The sequence below is a fragment of the Pleurocapsa sp. PCC 7327 genome, from assembly GCF_000317025.1.
Taxonomy (GTDB): Bacteria; Cyanobacteriota; Cyanobacteriia; order Cyanobacteriales; family Microcystaceae; genus Hydrococcus.
On sequence record NC_019689.1, the window covers coordinates 2,447,533 to 2,464,318 of the forward strand.

Sequence of the window (16,786 nt, forward strand, 5' to 3'; positions counted from 1 at the left end):
CTTAATTTATTCCCCGGCACCTGTTACGACTTCGCTCACTTGGGAATCGCTATAATCTTTTCTCTTGACAGGATTTTAACTGGCTTATTGACACGATAATTTCATCGATCGCGGCGCGTAAATCCGATGCAGGGCGATCCGATTGATTGACAATAATACTAAATACTAAACGTCGATATCCGGGGACGGTTAAATATCCAGAAAGTGCGGAATTTCCCGATAAAGTTCCCGTTTTTCCTTGCAAATTTTCTGCAACTAAAGTATTCTTAAATCGCTCTTGTAAAGTGCCACTAACTCCGGCAACGGCTAGGGAGTCTTGGTAAGTCTTTGCTTCTGGTGTTTGTGCCATTAATCTTAACGTTTGCGCGATCGCTTCTGGACTGACGAGATTGTGGCGAGATAGTCCAGAACCGTCTGCTAAAACGTAGCTTTCGGGATTGACTCCTAGTTCGGTTAATTTTTCTTTGACGACTTCTAAACCCATTTTATCGTGCGATTCGCTGCCTAAGATTTGCAGCAATACTTCAGCAAATAAATTATTACTTTCTCGATTAGTTTTTTGTAATAAAACCGACAGAGGATCCGATTCGATGAAGGCTAATTCTTTTCCCAAAGAATTCTCCTTAGACTCTTTTGCGATCGCTCCTCGTTCTACCTTAATTCCTTGAGCAATTAACGCCTCAAGAAAAGATTCTAAAAAATATTGATTTGGATCGACAATAGCTAACTCCCAAGGAGTTGGTTCGGAATCGATTGCCATTTCTCCTTGAATTTCTAGAAACGATCTCCCGAAATTTCCTTGGATTTCTATACTTGAAGAGGTTTCTTCGGAAGCAGTTATCGTTTGATTTTCTATTTGCCATTGTCTAGCTGCAATTGGGTCAGACCAATCTACTTTTAAGGAGAAATCTGGTTCTCGGGGGGAAAGGGTTAATGTCACTGAATTTTCGTTTAAAATTAGACTATTAATAGAAGTCCCATAAGAGAAAAAAATATCTCCCCATTCCCAACTAGAATTAATTCCAGTTTGCTCGAAATAATTATCCTCAACAATAACGTTGGATATTCGATGAACACCTTGGCGTTTGAGTTGTTGGGCTAAATCTTTTAAGCGATCGCTACTAAAACTGGGATCGCCTTTGCCAACTAATCTTAATGTGTTAAGATTGGCAATATCTCCCGTTCCATAAACGGAGGTACGAATGCGAAATTGCGATCCTAATTGCAGCAATGCGGCAGCAGTCGTTAATAATTTGACGCTGGAAGCAGGAATAAAATATTTTTCAGCATCTAAGGAATAAAGCATCTCTCCAGAGTCGAGAGTTTGAATCAGAATTCCCCAACGCGATCGCTTAAACTCAGGACGATTAATAACTGTTTCAATTGCTGTTTTTAAATCGCTGGGACACAGAGATTCAGAAAACCCTCTAGATTCCTTACTAACTAACGATTCTTCAACTGTATTTGCTAAAATTTCCTGTCTGGGAACTTGAATGCCTAATAATAAAACGAGGAAGCAGACAGAATATCTCCAGCCTACAATACGATTCTGCATTTTATAATAACAAGTTTTTCGTCCTGAAATCTTTAATCACTCTACAACTCAAGTCGAAGATCGAACAATAGGATGACGGTACTGCCCATGACAACAGAACTTTATGGTTGCATCCTTACCCAAAATAGTCCTCAATGGAAAGCGTTGGTAAACAATCGCATTCAAGGCAAGTAGTTTAATTTAGAAACAGAAAGCTTTCCTTATATAATAAAAACCTTCCCTTAAAATTTTTTTCCTTTTGCCTTTTTACTTCCTTAGTATGTCTTTCGTCGGTTTACATACGCATAGCGACTATAGCCTCCTCGATGGCGCTTCTCAGATTCCCGATCTCGTCGATCGCGCCGTAGAATTAGGAATGCCCGCGATCGCGATTACCGATCACGGTGTTATGTACGGCGCGATCGAATTGCTTAAAGTTTGCCGAAACAAAGGGATTAAGCCGATTATCGGCAATGAAATGTATGTCATTAACGGCGACATTGAAGTTAACAAGCGCTGTAGGAAATATCATCAAGTTGTCCTAGCCAAAAATAACCAAGGCTATAAAAATTTAGTTAAATTAACAACAATATCTCACCTTAAAGGAATACAAGGAAAAGGCATTTTTGCTCGTCCTTGCGTCAATAAAGAATTGCTAGAAAAATATCGCGAAGGATTGATTGTCACTAGCGCGTGTTTGGGTGGCGAAGTTCCTCAATCAATTCTCGCAGGCGATCTACAACGTGCCAGAGAAGTTGCTCAATGGTATAAAAAAGTTTTTGGAGACGATTATTATCTGGAAATTCAGGATCACGGCTATCCAGAAGATCGAGTAGTTAATGTTGAAATTGTCAAAATTGCTCGCGAACTAAACATTAAAATTATTGCTACTAACGATTCCCATTTCACTTCTTGCTACGATGTGGAAGCGCATGATGCACTATTGTGCATTCAGACAGGCAAGTTAATTCAGGAAGAAAAACGCCTACGCTATAGCGGAACAGAATATGTCAAATCACCTGAAGAAATGCGACAATTGTTCCGCGATCACTTACCCGATCAGGTTATTGAAGAGGCAATTAATAATACCTTAGAAGTTGCCAATAAAATTGAACCTTATAAAATTTTAGGCGAACCTCGAATTCCAGATTATCCCGTTCCTGCGGGTTATACGCCAGATAGTTATCTAGAAGAAATTGCTTGGCAGGGATTGATGGAACGCCTCAAATGTCGATCGCGTGCCGAAATCGATCCAACTTATAAAGAACGACTGGAGTATGAACTAAAAATGCTTCAAAAGATGGGTTTTTCAACCTATTTTCTAGTCGTTTGGGACTACATTAAATTTGCTAGAGATAATGGAATTCCAGTTGGACCAGGAAGAGGAAGTGCCGCAGGTTCTTTAGTTGCATATTCTCTCAAAATTACCAACATCGATCCCGTTCACCACGGATTATTATTTGAAAGATTTCTCAATCCAGAACGGAAATCAATGCCAGATATCGACACAGATTTCTGTATCGATCGCCGGGATGAAATGATTGATTACGTTACTGCAAAATATGGAGAGGGTAACGTCGCGCAAATTATTACCTTTAACCGCATGACATCAAAAGCGGTATTAAAAGATGTTGCCAGAACTTTAGGCGTTAGCTATGCAGATTCGGATCGCATGGCAAAATTAATCCCGGTAGCGAGAGGCAAACCTACCAAACTCAAAGTAATGATCTCCGATGAGACGCCAGAACCACAGTTCAAACAAGCTTACGAAAATGAAACCGTAAAAATCTACAACGATCGTAAAGAAGAAATCGGAGAAATTTCCGTTCGGCGTTGGGTAGATATGGCAATACGCATCGAAGGAACTAATAAAACCTTCGGCGTTCATGCAGCAGGAGTTGTTATTTCCTCGCAACCGTTAGATGAAATTGTTCCCCTCCAAAAAAATAATGATGGTGCAACGATTACCCAGTATTTTATGGAAGATTTAGAATCGCTGGGACTGCTAAAAATGGATTTTCTTGGATTAAAAAACCTAACTACTATCCAGAAAACCGCCGAGTTAATTAAACAAAATCGAGGTCATGAATTAGATTTAGACCAATTGCCAATTGATGAAAGAAAAGCGCTACAAATTCTAGCAAAAGGAGAAATTAAAAAATTACCCCCTGATGTAGAAAAAACACATAAACTTTTAGAATCTGGAGATTTAGAAGGAATTTTTCAATTAGAATCTGATGGAATGCGTCAGATAGTAAAAGATTTAAAACCATCTGGAATCGAAGATGTTTCTTCTATTTTGGCACTCTATAGACCCGGACCTTTAGATGCAGGTTTAATTCCTAAATTTATTAACCGCAAACACGGTCGAGAACCGATTAAATACGAACATCCTCTACTCGAACCAATTCTAAAAGAAACTTATGCAGTTCTCGTTTATCAAGAGCAAATCATGAAAATGGCGCAAGATTTAGCCGGATATTCTCTAGGAGAAGCCGATCTATTGCGTCGTGCCATGGGTAAAAAGAAACCCGAAGAAATGAAGAAGCATCGCGAGATTTTTATTGATGGTGCAACTAGAAATGGAGTCGTTCGCGAAATTGCTGAAGAATTGTTCGATCAGATGATGCTTTTTGCTGAATATTGTCTCAGTTATGACACAAAAATTTTAACGGTTGAATATGGGGCAATGCCCATTGGTAAGATTGTCGAAGAACAAATAGATTGCACCGTTTACACGGTCAATCAAAATGGATTTGTTTATACTCAACCTATCGCGCAGTGGCACGATCGCGGCAAACAAGAAATTTTTGAATATTGCTTAGAAGATGGTTCAATTATTCGCGCTACTAAAGACCATAAATTTATGACAACTGACGGTCAAATGCTGCCGATTGATAAAATTTTTGAAAAAGGACTTGATTTAAAAACTATTAATTGCGATTGAACGATTAACTTATCTCCGTTCATTTATGACAGGAATGAGAGTGTGATTGGTCATCGGTCATTGGGATTGGGGGGAAGGGAGCAAGCTTCGCTTGGGAAAAGGAGAAAGAACAAAAGACTTTTGATAAGGGACAAAATACAAAAAGCAAAGGATAAAACGGTGCTTCCTTTCCCACTTAAAAAATGAGAGTTATTGAGCGTATTTTCTGTAAAATAAAACATCGGCAAAATAAATTTATTAATATAAGATGATTGCGCATTAATCTCACTGAATTTTCTTTTTGAATTAACAATATTTTCAAATAATTTTAATATTTATTGTCAGAATTGATTGCTGTTAAAATTGTAATATATAGCAGTCAATGTCATGTCGATCGTAGCGATAGCGAAGCGAAACATCTTATCCCAATTCTTATAATATCAAAAAAAACAACAATTAAAGACTAACTAATAACAATAAGGGAACGTTGGTACGGGTTAGAACAATGCCGGAGTGGCTAATCGCGATCCTCAAACCCTAGTTTCGGTTGGTTTGGGATTGCAGTGGCAAATGGGGGATTTTTTGAGCGCCCGCATCGACTGGAGCATTCCTCTGGTCGAAGACAATCTTGATGGCAATACCTGGCAAGAAGATGGCATTCACTTTTCTGTCATCATAAAACCATTCCAATAAGTCAGTCTTGCGGCATAGCACTCATCTGTTCTAAATCGAGAACTTTTGCCAAGGCTTCTTCAGTCATCAGTCCTTTCTCAAGCACGATTTGTCGGAGAGACTTGCCCGTTTCCAAAGATTCTTTAGCGACCGCAGCAGCATTGAGATAGCCGATGTGAGGATTGAGAGCAGTAACTAAAGCGAGACTGCCTTCGGCATAAGCCAGACAGCGATCGCGTTTTGCCATAATTCCCTCGATACACTTTTTACTCAAAGCATCGATAGCATTGCCGAGAATTTCGATACTGTGAATCAGATTATAGGCGATCAGCGGCATCATCACATTCAATTCCAATTGTCCCGCTTGAGCTGCAAGCGCGATCGCCGTATCGTATCCCATCACCTGAAAACACACCATCGAAGTCATTTCTGCCATGACTGGATTGTATTTCCCAGGCATAATCGAAGAACCGGGTTGAACGGGCGGAAGTTGGATTTCTTTCAACCCCGTTTTTGGTCCCGAATCCATCAGTCGCAAATCGTGAGAAATTTTGATGCAATCTTGGGCTAGGTTTCGCAAGGCCCCAGAAACGCTGACGAAGGGAGCCATACTTTGCATAGCTGCCATGAGATGGGGAGCGGGTTTTAGCGGTTTGTTAATCAATTGAGAGAGAATTTCGGCAGCGCGATGGCGATATTGAGGATGGGTATTCAATCCCGTTCCTGCGGCACTTCCTCCCAAACCGAGCAAGTATAGATCTTCTTCCGCTCGTTCTATCCTGGCTCTATGATCGCTTAAAATCTGCGCCCAAGCCCTAAATCCTTCTCCCAGTCTCACGGGAACGGCATCTTGCAAGTGGGTTCTGCCGGATTTGACGATATCTCGATATTCTATCGCTTTGTTTTCTAAGGTAGCGATCGCGTCGAGTAAAGCTGGGTAGAGGGAATGTTCGAGGGCAAGTAAAGCACCGACGCGAATGGCAGTGGGAATGACATCATTAGTAGACTGACCGTAATTTACATGGTCGTTGGGGCTAACTCGCTTATAATTTCCTTTCTCATCTCCTAGAATTTCTAAAGCACGATTTGCCAAGACTTCATTAACATTCATGTGGTGGGACGTTCCCGCACCCGCTTGGTAAACATCTACCACAAATTGATCTCGATACTTGCCATTGAGAACTTCATCGGCAGCTTGTGCGATCGCGTTGCTAATTTCTTGGGAAATGCAACCGAGTTCGCCATTGGCGATCGCAGTTGCTTTTTTAATCAGCATGCAAGCATCGACATAGGTTGCTAAGGGTTTAATGCCGCTGATGGGGAAATTTTCGATCGCTCGTAGCGTTTGAATCCCGTAATATACACTTTCTGGGATTTGTCTTTCTCCCATCGAATCTTTTTCGATGCGATAGTTGGAGCTTGTCAGTTCAGTCATAAGATTTAGGATGGTAAATTTTTTTTCTAATCTGAGGCGAAGGCAAAAGAATACAGGGCTTACGCACCATAACGAAATTGTGTCATCGGTCGCGATCGCGAAGGGTCTCTCAGAGGACTAAGATGCTTTACTATCGCTCTTGCATGACAGTTGACTGCGTAAGTCTGAGAATGTATGGCGCTGCCTTAACTAATATAGAAGGGGAATGGCTCATCAAGCCCGATCTCTTAAGCAATTGTTATGGTTTCTCAACACGGAGTAGAAGAGTATTACGGTTACGATCCCGATAAAAATGACTTAGCTGGTTGGTTGCGTTCTCAAAGGCGTTTGGATGTCATCGATCCAGAGGAAATTGAATAAGTAGGGGCGCAACGCCTGTAGGGATTAAATTTTAGTTACTATCGCCGCATGTTTCAAACCACTCGCCGCCGCCTAGCCCTTTGGTATACTGCCGTCACTGCTATACTGCTCTTGCTGTTTGCGACTGGCGTTTATTTCTACGTTCGCAGCACCCTAATCGAACGGATAGACGACACGCTCAAGCACGTCGTAGAAGTGGTCAGCCGCTCTCTGGTCATTCAATCGCTCCCTGCTGCCGAGGGGCGCTATCGTATTAACCTCGAAGCCAGCTTTCGCCACAATGCGGACGAGGTGGAAGACGATCGCATCGATCTCGAATGGTTCGATTCCCAAGGAAAATTGCTCTGGTCTACGTTTTCCGAACCCTTAGATATTCCCCTACACCCGAATCGTAGTGGCGAAACCGTTCATTTCGATCGCGATCGCCTACTGCGGCAAGTGACCGAAAGAATTGAAATCAACCATCACGTCCTCGGTTATCTGCGGGTTAGTCATCCCTGGTTTGAAGTTACCAAGCCGATTCGTCAGTTAGCGGTAGATTTGACGATTGGTATCGGTATGACGATCCTTTGCGTCGCCGCGATCGGCTGGTTACTCTCCGGCATTGCCATCAAACCCGTGCGAGATTCTTACCAAAGTCTGAAACAATTTACGGCTGATGCGTCCCATGAACTGAGAAATCCGATCGCCACCATCCAAACCAACGTGCAAATGGCACTGGCGTATCCCGATGCCGAACCGCAACTTCAGCAACGGCAATTGAGGGTTATAGAAAGACTCACCCAACGGTTGGGAAATTTGGTTAACGATTTGTTGTTTTTGGCTCGTTCTGATAGCGGTATGGTAAAATTAGATTACCAAGCCGTACCGCTCGATGCTTTATTAATAGAAGTCATTGAAGAACAGAGAATAATTGCCCAACAAAAAGGAATTTTTTTATCGCTGCATATTGTCGAACCCCCTTCTGAATTCGATCGCGCCGATGAAGAGATTTTTACGCTCAAAGGAGATTGGGATCAGTTAGCTCGATTATTTACCAATTTAATCGGTAACTCATTAGAACATGGGTTTGAGAAGCCAGGAGTCATAGAGGTGGGTTTGGGTTTATCGAAAAACTCGAAGGACTTACCGACAGTTAATGTAGAAAACACGCCCATACAGGAGTCAGAGGCTAAAATCCAAAATCCAAAAGAGACTTCAGTTGAAGTAGAATTGCAGCGAATTAAGCGAGATCGCCATGCTTATTTGCAAGTAAAGGTAAAAGATACGGGAAAAGGCATTCCTGAAGCAGACTTACCTCACATCTTCGATCGCTTTTATCGAGTCGATCCATCTCGCAGCCATCCGCAGCAAACATCAGCCTCAACGGGTTTGGGATTGGCAATTGCTCGCGCTATTGTCGAAAATCACCACGGACACATCGCGGTAGAAAGCGCTTGCGATCGCGGAACGACTTTTACAGTTACTTTACCCATCAATCCCCAACCTTGATATTGTTAGTCGCTATTCTTAAATAAAAATTTAATCAAAGAATTTAGTGCAGGAGTCATTCTAGCTTCTTACTCGAAGCTTCTGTCTCCTTTTCAATAAAATTAATAATTTTTTTATTAATACCCTCTTTGGATTCTGTGCCATCAACTTTCAATAACAAGCTATGATAATTCTCAAAAATATATTGATAATTGTGTCTGACTTTTAATAATTTTTCTTGATGTTCATAAACTTCTTTAAAAGAGCGAGCGCGGATTCTTTCCAAAGCTACTTCAATCGGAAGATCGAGATAAATAACTAGATCGGGATTAGGAAATCTTTGATTTAAATTCCTAACGAATTCAAAGTCTTGTTGGTTATTGCAATTATAGGCGAGAGAAGAAAAATAATATCTAGGCGTAATGACATGAGTGTTCTCATCCCTGATTAATTTAAAAACACCATCGATATCATTATACAGATGGTAATGGCGATCGGCAGCAAACAAATAAGCCATTTGCTCGTCGAACTTTTGGCTATCTTGAATCAAAATCGTTTTATTTTGTAAAGCTTCTCTAATTAATTTTCCAATCGGACCATTAGAAGGTTCGGGACTAACTATTGCCCGATCTCCTTGACTGAGAAAATAATCTTTTAAAAGGGATGCTTGCGTAGATGTACCAGAGCCGTCAATTCCTTCAAAAACGATAAATAATGGCTTCATTTAGACTTCTTTAAATTCTCAAGTTTATTTTAAGATGAGAAATCGCGCAAGCAAGTAAACAAGTTTTCAAGAAAATTCTGTAGAGTTTTGTTGGTCTTGAAGCGCTGATTTTGCCACTCAAGGGCGAGTTTTTGCACAATCTCGGAAAAAGTCAGCCAAGGAAAAGAAGTACTAGCAATCGAGCTGAGTTTAATCTTATTCTTCATCGCCAACGCGATCGCACCGATTAATTCTCCTGCTTGGGGACCGACAACGTGCGCTCCCAAAATCTCTCCATTTTCTCGAATAACTAACTTACAAAACCCGGTCGTTTCTCCTAACAATTGAGCGCGATCGCTTGCCTTAAAATCTTGTTTGACTACCCAAACATCTTTACCATAGCGTCTTTTTGCCTGTGCTTCGGTCATCCCTACTCGTGCTAGCGGTGGATTGGTAAACATGACATAGGGAATTGCCCGATAATCTACTTTCAGTAGCGGTAGAAACAGGGCATTCTTGAGAGCAATACTGGCTTCGTAGCGAGCAACATGAGACAGTGAATAGCCGCCAGCAACGCTTCCACAAGCATAAATGCGAGGATTAGTCGTCTGTAACTTTTCGTTAAGCTGTATGCCCCTATCGTCAAATCGAACCCCAACTCCTTCTAAATTTAATCCATCAATATTGGCTTTGCGCTTTCCGACTAAAATAATTTCATCGGCTTCGATGGCGCGATCGCCTGCCTGCAACCATTTTTTCCCATCTATGCGCAACACCTGCGTTACGGGACTCTCAAGTAAAATTTCTACTCCAGAGGCTTCTAACTGTGCCTGAATTAGCCTAGCCGCTTCGAGATCTTCTGCGCAGAGAAGATGTCGATCGGCGACGATGAGAGTGACACTTCTCCCAGTTTGGCTAAAATTTTGCGCTAACTGGATGGCAACCGGACTCTCGCCAATGATGGATAAGTTACCAGGAAGCGATTCTAACCTATCTTCTTGCCAAAGGTCATTAGGAGTGAGATAGCCAACTGCTTCTATTCCTAGAATGTCAGGGATAACAAAATGGGAATCCGTCGCAATCAAATATTTTCGCGATCGCAGCTTTTTATGCCCCACGACGAACGCTTGACGGGGAAGTCGGCAAAATTCTCCCGAACCTCGGATGAGATCGATTCCCAAGGATGCCAAAACTGCTGGAGCATGTCGTTCCGATAGAATGGCATTAACTTCTCGCGCCCAAGACGCGACTTGGGTTAATTGAATGCCTAAGTTGGGAGTTGGCTGGTATACGCCGATTTGCACAGCCATATCCAACTGTCTGGATAAATGGGCTATGTGGCTGAAGGTTGAGTGATAAATCGTCTCACAGTCTCCCCAGCAGACCTTGAAAGGCTGTTCGACTAGGGCGACGCGAGCATTGAGAGAAGCAGCCGCGATAGCAGCAAAAATCCCTTCTGGACTGCCTCCGATTACAACAAGGTCATATTCTACTGACATGACAGTTGATTTTGGATGAAAGGATTTTAGATTTTGGATTGATTTTTTCCTTATTCCCCTTCTAAGCGATCGCCGATTTTAGCTAAAGCTTCTAGGAGCTTTTGATTATCTTCTTGGGAACGAACGGCGATGCGAAAGTAGCGATCGCCCAATTCGGGAAAGCTAAGACAGTCGCGAATGAGTAAACGAGCTTTTTTTAAGAGTGCTTTTTGCAATTGCGAACTGGATTGTTTGGTACGAACTAATAAAAAATTGGCGGCTCCCTCTAGAGGATGCAATCCTGGCAAAGAGGACAGTCCTCGATACAGTTTTTCTCTAGTAGGGAGTAACCAATCCCAGGTTTGCGCCTGAAAAGTTCGATCTCGAACGACTGCTGCTGCTGCCGCAGCAGCAAGCGTATTGACGGGCCAAGGATCGCGCCACCTTTGCCAACGTCGGAGACGATCGGGACGAGCAATTGCGTAACCCAAGCGCAGTCCGGGCAAGCTGTAGAATTTAGTGAGCGATCGCACGATTGCCAAATTGGGATAATCCTGCACCGCTGAGATGAGACTTTGTTGCTCCTGGGGAGGAAGAAAGTCCATAAATGCCTCATCTACGACCGTTAGAGCAAATCTGTCTAGGTAAGGCAGGAGCTTGTCCCGTAAAAACAACCTGCCCGTTGGATTGTGGGGATTGTTTAGCAGTAGTCCTGCCGATTTGGTATCGATGGAAGCGAGTTGAGCGGGGATTTCCTGCGCCTCACTCTCCAAATCTAGTAGGCAAGCTTGAATCCTCGCTCCAAAAGTTTTTAACGCCCGCCAGTAGTCGCCAAAAGCAGGCGTGACGATGTAAGTTACCTCTTGTTGGGACAATTCCCAGCTTGCCCAAGTGAGTAATTCTGCCGAGCCATTGCCAGGCAAAATCCAGTCTGGTGGTAGCTGATGGTATTGTGCCAAAGCGGATCGAAGCTGGGTGTAGTCAGGGTCTGGATAGGCAGTGAGTGCCGCCAATCCTTCCTGGATTGCCGCGATCGCGCTAGGCGGCGGTCCCAACGGATTGATACTGGCAGAGAAATCGATAATGAGGGATGCCGGACAGCCTGTGATTTGAGCTGCCCAAGCTAAGTTTCCTCCATGAATGGGTCGGTTCAAGCTTGCTACTGTCGGTCGGAGTGGGAATTATTTTGTCGCTACTTTCTCTTTGAAAAGCTTACCTGCCGAAAAAGCCGGAACGATGGTTTCTGGAATCACCATCTTTTCGTTAGTCTTCGGGTTGCGACCTTCTCTGGCTTTGCGATGGCGTGCCTCGAAGGAACCAAACCCGACTAGAGTAACTTTATCCCCGGCAGAAACTGCTTCCATGATCGCCTCAATTGCAGCCGTCAGCACTGCATCGGCTTGTTTTTTGGTAACAGTTGCTTTCTGAGCGACTTTATCGACTAATTCGCCTTTATTCATTTACAAATCTCCTTTTTTGCTTGTTTTTGTTGTTTTTAGGTTCGATCGCTTAAGATGAACCCAAGGGATTTTGTGAGATTCTTTGAATCTATCTGATTAAAATTGCGCGATCGATCTCTGAAATCCCGATAGATTCAAAGTTTCACTGCATTATTCTAAGCTCTATTTGCTCGATCTGGATCGTTAAAACCTTGTTTTTATGTAGATTTCAATAATTTTTTGTTTTTTCTTATCTCTAATTCGTAAATTTCCGATGTCCGAGCAACCGTTCTAAGTGGCTCAAAAGTAGTCTAGATAAAGGATTGAGGCTCTAAAGCACAACAGGAGCATCTCAAGCACAACAAAAGCGATTGTGAAGAAAGACAAACAAGAAACCTTAGCGAGATAGTGCGATCGCCTCTCATAATTTCAATAAAATAGTAATAATAGGTAAATCTACTAGAGAAAAAATACTTATGAATAGCGAGCGATCTCAAACTCCTGCCTCCCTTTCGGATAGGGAATTGGAAATTCTCGATTTAGTGGCAAATGGCTTAACCAACGATCAAATTGCTAAAGCACTGGAGATTAGCAAGCGAACGGTTGATAACCATGTTAGCAATATTCTGAAAAAGACTAGCACCGAGAACCGGGTGGAACTGGTGCGCTGGGCATTACACTGGGGGAAAGTCTGCCTAAATGACGTTAATTGTTGTGCCTTACCTCTTTCCAGTCCGCAAACCAGTTCTCAACAAGCACTTTCCTAAGCTTGAAAATTTTTGTCAAACGCTTTTGGCAATCGGTTTGATTGCTGGGATGAGTAGTTGCAGTGATGCTAGTCTTGTCACCTCACCTCCACAGAATTTTGGTTCCAGCCTCAATACTACCGCAGCAGAACAACATCCTCGTTTCTCTTACGATGGTCGCTATTTAGTGTTGGCTTCCGACCGTCAAGCTCAGAGAAATATTTTACTTTACGATCTGCCAAATCAGCGCTTCATCCCACTGCCGGGATTGAATCAACCCGGTATCATGCACGACTTGCCCGATATTAGTGCAGACGGTCGCTATATTGTTTATGTTTCCGAGAACTCAGGCAGACCGGATATTTTTATTTACGACCGCCACACACAACAAACGGAAAAAATATCTAAAGATTGGTTGGGCGAAGTACGCAATCCAACCATCAGCGGAAACGGACGGTTCGTTGCTTTTGAAACCAACCGTACCGGACAATGGGATATCGTCATTTACGACCGAGGCGCGAACGCAGAACTATCTCTGCCGCAGAGGAATTAGGAGAAGTCGGAAGTCGGAGGTTAGAAGCCAGGGGAGACAAGGAGACAAGGGGAGTGTGGGGAGACTGGGAGACAATTAACTACTAACTACTAACTACTAACTACTAACTACTCACCAATCCAAAATCCGATCCCCCCAACCCCCCCTTATCAAGGGGAATAAAAAAGGGGGATTCCAAAATCCTTTCATCAAAGAACTAATGATTAATGACAACTGACCAGTCCCTAATTGTAGGGTTAATAATTCCTTTGATTTTGATATTGAGGAGGTACGACATTAGTGCTGTAGTTTGGCTGTCTGAGCTGATTCTGAGTAACAGGGGGAGTTTGTTGGACGGGGCTATTAAGGTAAGGAGATGGATAGTTTGGCGTAGAAGATTGAGCTGGATTGGTTTGGACGGGATTGTTGAGATAGGGGGATTGATAAGGCTGGCTGGGTTGTTGAGCTTGCTGAGCTAAATTTGGCGTTTGAACGGGTGTGTTGCGGTAAGGATTAAAAGAAGGATCGTAATATTGAGATGACTGCATTGAAGAGGAAGATAGTCCTGGCAGTCCCATATTGCCTTGCGTTGGAGCATTATTATAGTAAGGCTGGTAGGGCTGAGTGGGAGGTTGACCGACGGTGGGTTCGTTAGAAAAATTATTGCTGGTTGGCTGAGGTCGACTGAGTGGATTGACTTGTTTTCGCCCAGTAGAATCCTGTTGTTCGGGCGAAGTTGTAGCAGCCGAAGTAGAGCCAGCGCCAGTCGAAGATCTTTGATTCATTGCATCTTGTAATGCATTATTTGGGAGAGTTGTCGATCTAGGCTTTGTTAATACATCAAGAGAAGATGGCTGTATCTGACTGATTGAAGGATTTTGATTATTTTGTTTCTGAGAATTGGTGTTAGGCGAAGTAGGCGCTGAAGAGTTATTGAGATTGGGAACCAGAGGCATAAAAATTTGAGGCGATTCTGGCTCTTTTTTCGCTTGCTCTGCTGGCTTTCCAGTCAATCGACTTAAGACATCGGTGTTAGCGGTAGATGTCGTCTTATCCATTCCTTTTTGTGTTCCCAAGCCAGGCATGGGATCGCCATTGGGATTAATATTAGCATTATTGAGGGGATTTGTTAGCCTTAACTGCTCCTCCTGCCTCTGAGCTTCCTGGGATAGCGATTGTAAAGGCATCTCTAACCCGATGTCTGGGTTGCTTGCATTGTTTGGATTATTGCCAAGCATATTGGCTACCCCGTCCGGCTGCTCGAAATCGGTATTGAGCCATTCTGGGTGCTTGCTATATTGCCAAAAGCACAACGCGAGAACGGCAAAAATACTTGGCGGTCCCCAAAAGCTAAAGCGTCGAAAAGGTTTTAAACCAGCTTTGAAATAGCGCCAGACTGAAAGAGGGTTTTTAGGAGATCTCATAAGCCAATTCAAGGATAATTTAGCTCGAGCCAGACTTTTGCGTCTAAATCTATATTAAATCGTTACTAAATGTCGTCAACTCCCGACGCTCGATCGCTCTAGCCCAAGGTTAAGACAATCGATGTCCAATTTCAACCGAACTCTTCATTAATTTTTTTTTAAGCATTAATCTAAAATCTTACCAATTAGTCTTTAAGATGCGATAGATAACCTGGCGTAAACAGGGACTTGTCAAGCTTTCCCCTTTTAGAGCAAGTTGCAGTTGATTGAAGTCCGCGACCCTTAGCTTCCAAATTTCCGGCAAGATGTCCCTTAATTTCCTTAAAAAACGCTAAATGCGCTCTAATAGCAAGATTTATGTTTAAGGCTGAAAATCATTTGCCAAAAGAACTGCGTTTTTTTATCGTAACTGTCTTGGTTGTCGGAATAGTTTTTAGATTTATCAATATCAATAAAAAAGATTATTGGAATGACGAGATCTATACTTCGTTGCGAATTTCTGGTTATACGAGTCGTGAAGTCAAACAGCAAGTCTATACAGGTCGTCAAATTAGCGTTGAAGAACTGCTTCGGTATCAATCTGTTAATCCTGATAAAAGCGTAATCGATACGGTTAAAGGGTTAGCTAAAGAAGAAGCTCAACTGCCACCACTCTATTTTGTGATGGTCAGATTATGGGCGCAATGGCTTGGAAGTTCGGTGGCGATGGTGCGAAGCTTGTCGGCTGTAATGAGTTTATTTGCCTTTCCTTGTCTCTATTGGCTGTGCTTGGAATTATTTGACTCGCCGATGGTAGGAAGTGTAGCAGTAATGCTATTAGCTGCTTCGCCTTTTCAGGTTTTATATGCTCAGGAAGCAAGGATGTACAGTTTGTGGTCAATACAAGTTTTGTTGACCAGTACGGCATTTCTCAGAGCCATACGCCTTAATACTAAATTTAGTTGGGGCATTTATGCAGCAACTATAGTTTTAGGACTATACACCCACCTTTTATCTACATTAGTCATCATTATTAGTCATCATTATTATTAGTCATCATTGGTCAGGGAGTTTCTTTAAGTATTTTAGAAAGATTTAAAGGGACTAAAAAAAGCTTTTCTTATCTAATTTGTTTAGCGATCGCACTTCTTTGTTTTACTCCCTGGCTTTTCATTATATTGTATTATTTTAATGGAATAAAATCTGCTCTTGCTTGGCTCAACACTTCATCTAATTTTTCAGAAATATTTAATCAATTTATTATCCATATCTGCGAATCGCTAGTCGATCTGGGATTTTTGGACAAGGATATTTACTTACTCAATCTCAAAATTCCTAATTTAAATTATGATAGTCACTTGCAACCAATTATAATAATCCTCATAGGATATTCTCTTTATTTTTTGTGTCGTAGAACTCCGATAAAAGTCTGGCTATTTGTCTTAATTCTAATTATTGTAACTCCACTGCTGTTGGCTTTAAGAGATATAATCGCTAACTCACAAAGTTTAGGTCACGCTAGATATATAGTACCTTGCTATTTAGGAATTCAGTTATCTCTTGCCTACCTTTTTGCTACTCAAATAAGTCAAATATCGATTAGGGCATGGTCAAAAAAGTTTTGGCAGTTGGCTACGGTTTTGTTAATTTCAGGAGGTATATTATCCTGTGCAATTAGCTCTCAAGCACTAACTTGGTCAAACAAATACAATAGCAATCAATATCAAGCCGCCCGTGTTATTAATCAATGCGATCGCCCATTACTAATCAGCGATGTTAAATTTACTAAAGTCCTATCTCTTAGCCATTTACTCAAGCCAAAAGCACAGTTTCAGTTGATAAAAAATTCCAATTTTTTTTAAGTTTCCTAGTGACTTCAGCAATTTCAGTGATACTTTCTTATTTAAACCTTCTAAACTACTAAAAGAGACAATAGATAAAAAAATAGCTCGCGAACAATTTACTGTAAAAAAAGAAGCAGGATTGTGGCAAGTAAAAATAGGCAATAAAGAATCGTTGACTAAAATAATTCAGAATTCTGAATTATGAACTATTAATTATTCGGTTACATTGAGATGTTTCACTTCG

At 42.0% G+C, this 16,786-nt stretch carries 14 protein-coding genes and 1 pseudogene; 8 read left to right on the forward strand and 7 right to left on the reverse strand.

Annotated elements, in window-relative coordinates:
* Positions 1-49: 49 nt before the first annotated feature.
* On the reverse strand, positions 50-1,555 hold the full coding sequence (gene dacB / locus PLE7327_RS10920) for a D-alanyl-D-alanine carboxypeptidase/D-alanyl-D-alanine-endopeptidase (protein ID WP_015143890.1): 1,506 nt from the start codon (positions 1,553-1,555) through the stop codon (positions 50-52).
* A 259-nt stretch (positions 1,556-1,814) separates the two neighbouring features.
* On the opposite strand from dacB, the gene PLE7327_RS10925 reads away from it, so the two are divergent.
* Together PLE7327_RS10925 and PLE7327_RS10930 are read left to right on the forward strand one after the other, a co-directional pair.
* On the forward strand, positions 1,815-4,481 hold the full coding sequence (locus PLE7327_RS10925; RefSeq protein WP_015143891.1) for a trans-splicing intein-formed DNA polymerase III subunit alpha N-terminal partner DnaE-N: 2,667 nt from the start codon (positions 1,815-1,817) through the stop codon (positions 4,479-4,481).
* Between the two features lie 492 nt (positions 4,482-4,973).
* On the forward strand, positions 4,974-5,153 hold the full coding sequence (locus PLE7327_RS10930; RefSeq protein ID WP_041392060.1) for a hypothetical protein: 180 nt from the start codon (positions 4,974-4,976) through the stop codon (positions 5,151-5,153).
* Position 5,154: 1 nt separating this feature from the next.
* Here the strand turns inward: PLE7327_RS10930 and PLE7327_RS10935 are convergent, their stop codons facing one another.
* Positions 5,155-6,567, reverse strand: a complete 1,413-nt coding sequence (locus PLE7327_RS10935) for an aspartate ammonia-lyase (RefSeq protein ID WP_015143892.1) — start codon at positions 6,565-6,567, stop codon at positions 5,155-5,157.
* Positions 6,568-6,819: 252 nt separating this feature from the next.
* Here PLE7327_RS10935 and PLE7327_RS26525 point away from each other — a divergent pair.
* Both PLE7327_RS26525 and PLE7327_RS10940 read left to right on the forward strand, forming a co-directional pair.
* Positions 6,820-6,912 (forward strand): annotated as a pseudogene (locus tag PLE7327_RS26525) (Uma2 family endonuclease); the annotation flags it as partial.
* A 63-nt stretch (positions 6,913-6,975) separates the two neighbouring features.
* Positions 6,976-8,418, forward strand: coding sequence for a cell wall metabolism sensor histidine kinase WalK (locus PLE7327_RS10940; RefSeq protein WP_015143893.1), 1,443 nt, complete (start codon positions 6,976-6,978; stop codon positions 8,416-8,418).
* Between the two features lie 55 nt (positions 8,419-8,473).
* Here the strand turns inward: PLE7327_RS10940 and tmk are convergent, their stop codons facing one another.
* Genes tmk through PLE7327_RS10960 form a run of 4 tightly spaced genes read right to left on the reverse strand, consistent with a single transcriptional unit; the run spans position 8,474 to position 12,038 of the window.
* Positions 8,474-9,121 (reverse strand): dTMP kinase, encoded by a 648-nt coding sequence (gene tmk, locus PLE7327_RS10945; protein ID WP_015143894.1) that lies wholly within the window; start codon positions 9,119-9,121, stop codon positions 8,474-8,476.
* Between the two features lie 29 nt (positions 9,122-9,150).
* Positions 9,151-10,599: an NAD(P)/FAD-dependent oxidoreductase gene (locus PLE7327_RS10950; RefSeq protein WP_015143895.1), complete on the reverse strand. Its 1,449-nt coding sequence runs from the start codon at positions 10,597-10,599 to the stop codon at positions 9,151-9,153.
* Positions 10,600-10,649: 50 nt separating this feature from the next.
* Complete coding sequence (gene cobD, locus PLE7327_RS10955; RefSeq protein ID WP_015143896.1) at positions 10,650-11,732, reverse strand: threonine-phosphate decarboxylase CobD; 1,083 nt, start codon at positions 11,730-11,732, stop codon at positions 10,650-10,652.
* 27 nt (positions 11,733-11,759) lie between these two features.
* Complete coding sequence (locus PLE7327_RS10960) at positions 11,760-12,038, reverse strand: HU family DNA-binding protein (protein WP_015143897.1); 279 nt, start codon at positions 12,036-12,038, stop codon at positions 11,760-11,762.
* Between the two features lie 455 nt (positions 12,039-12,493).
* On the opposite strand from PLE7327_RS10960, the gene PLE7327_RS10965 reads away from it, so the two are divergent.
* Together PLE7327_RS10965 and PLE7327_RS10970 are read left to right on the forward strand one after the other, a co-directional pair.
* Positions 12,494-12,784, forward strand: a complete 291-nt coding sequence (locus tag PLE7327_RS10965; protein WP_015143898.1) for a helix-turn-helix transcriptional regulator — start codon at positions 12,494-12,496, stop codon at positions 12,782-12,784.
* Positions 12,717-13,316 (forward strand): PD40 domain-containing protein, encoded by a 600-nt coding sequence (locus PLE7327_RS10970; protein ID WP_083888296.1) that lies wholly within the window; start codon positions 12,717-12,719, stop codon positions 13,314-13,316. The genes PLE7327_RS10965 and PLE7327_RS10970 overlap by 68 nt, the downstream gene beginning before the upstream one ends.
* A 236-nt stretch (positions 13,317-13,552) precedes the next feature.
* Here the strand turns inward: PLE7327_RS10970 and PLE7327_RS10975 are convergent, their stop codons facing one another.
* A complete protein-coding gene (locus PLE7327_RS10975; RefSeq protein WP_015143900.1) occupies positions 13,553-14,719 on the reverse strand; it encodes a hypothetical protein in 1,167 nt (388 codons plus the stop codon).
* Positions 14,720-15,076: 357 nt separating this feature from the next.
* Here PLE7327_RS10975 and PLE7327_RS23995 point away from each other — a divergent pair, with 357 nt between their 5' ends.
* Together PLE7327_RS23995 and PLE7327_RS24000 are read left to right on the forward strand one after the other, a co-directional pair.
* Positions 15,077-15,751, forward strand: a complete 675-nt coding sequence (locus PLE7327_RS23995) for a glycosyltransferase family 39 protein (protein ID WP_051036420.1) — start codon at positions 15,077-15,079, stop codon at positions 15,749-15,751.
* Positions 15,752-15,876: 125 nt separating this feature from the next.
* Positions 15,877-16,560 (forward strand): hypothetical protein, encoded by a 684-nt coding sequence (locus PLE7327_RS24000; RefSeq protein ID WP_051036421.1) that lies wholly within the window; start codon positions 15,877-15,879, stop codon positions 16,558-16,560.
* The last annotated feature ends 226 nt before the right edge of the window (positions 16,561-16,786 follow it).

What these genes read in the sequence shown, in the direction of transcription:
- PLE7327_RS10975 (WP_015143900.1), bottom strand. Translation starts at nt 14,719, where the DNA reads ATGAGATCTCCTAAAAACCCTCTTTCAGTCTGGCGCTATTTCAAAGCT.
- PLE7327_RS10950 (WP_015143895.1), bottom strand. Translation starts at nt 10,599, where the DNA reads ATGTCAGTAGAATATGACCTTGTTGTAATCGGAGGCAGTCCAGAAGGG.
- PLE7327_RS10940 (WP_015143893.1), top strand. Translation starts at nt 6,976, where the DNA reads ATGTTTCAAACCACTCGCCGCCGCCTAGCCCTTTGGTATACTGCCGTC.
- PLE7327_RS10965 (WP_015143898.1), top strand. Translation starts at nt 12,494, where the DNA reads ATGAATAGCGAGCGATCTCAAACTCCTGCCTCCCTTTCGGATAGGGAA.
- PLE7327_RS10960 (WP_015143897.1), bottom strand. Translation starts at nt 12,038, where the DNA reads ATGAATAAAGGCGAATTAGTCGATAAAGTCGCTCAGAAAGCAACTGTT.
- tmk (WP_015143894.1), bottom strand. Translation starts at nt 9,121, where the DNA reads ATGAAGCCATTATTTATCGTTTTTGAAGGAATTGACGGCTCTGGTACA.
- PLE7327_RS23995 (WP_051036420.1), top strand. Translation starts at nt 15,077, where the DNA reads ATGTTTAAGGCTGAAAATCATTTGCCAAAAGAACTGCGTTTTTTTATC.
- PLE7327_RS10925 (WP_015143891.1), top strand. Translation starts at nt 1,815, where the DNA reads ATGTCTTTCGTCGGTTTACATACGCATAGCGACTATAGCCTCCTCGAT.
- PLE7327_RS10970 (WP_083888296.1), top strand. Translation starts at nt 12,717, where the DNA reads ATGACGTTAATTGTTGTGCCTTACCTCTTTCCAGTCCGCAAACCAGTT.
- PLE7327_RS10935 (WP_015143892.1), bottom strand. Translation starts at nt 6,567, where the DNA reads ATGACTGAACTGACAAGCTCCAACTATCGCATCGAAAAAGATTCGATG.
- dacB (WP_015143890.1), bottom strand. Translation starts at nt 1,555, where the DNA reads ATGCAGAATCGTATTGTAGGCTGGAGATATTCTGTCTGCTTCCTCGTT.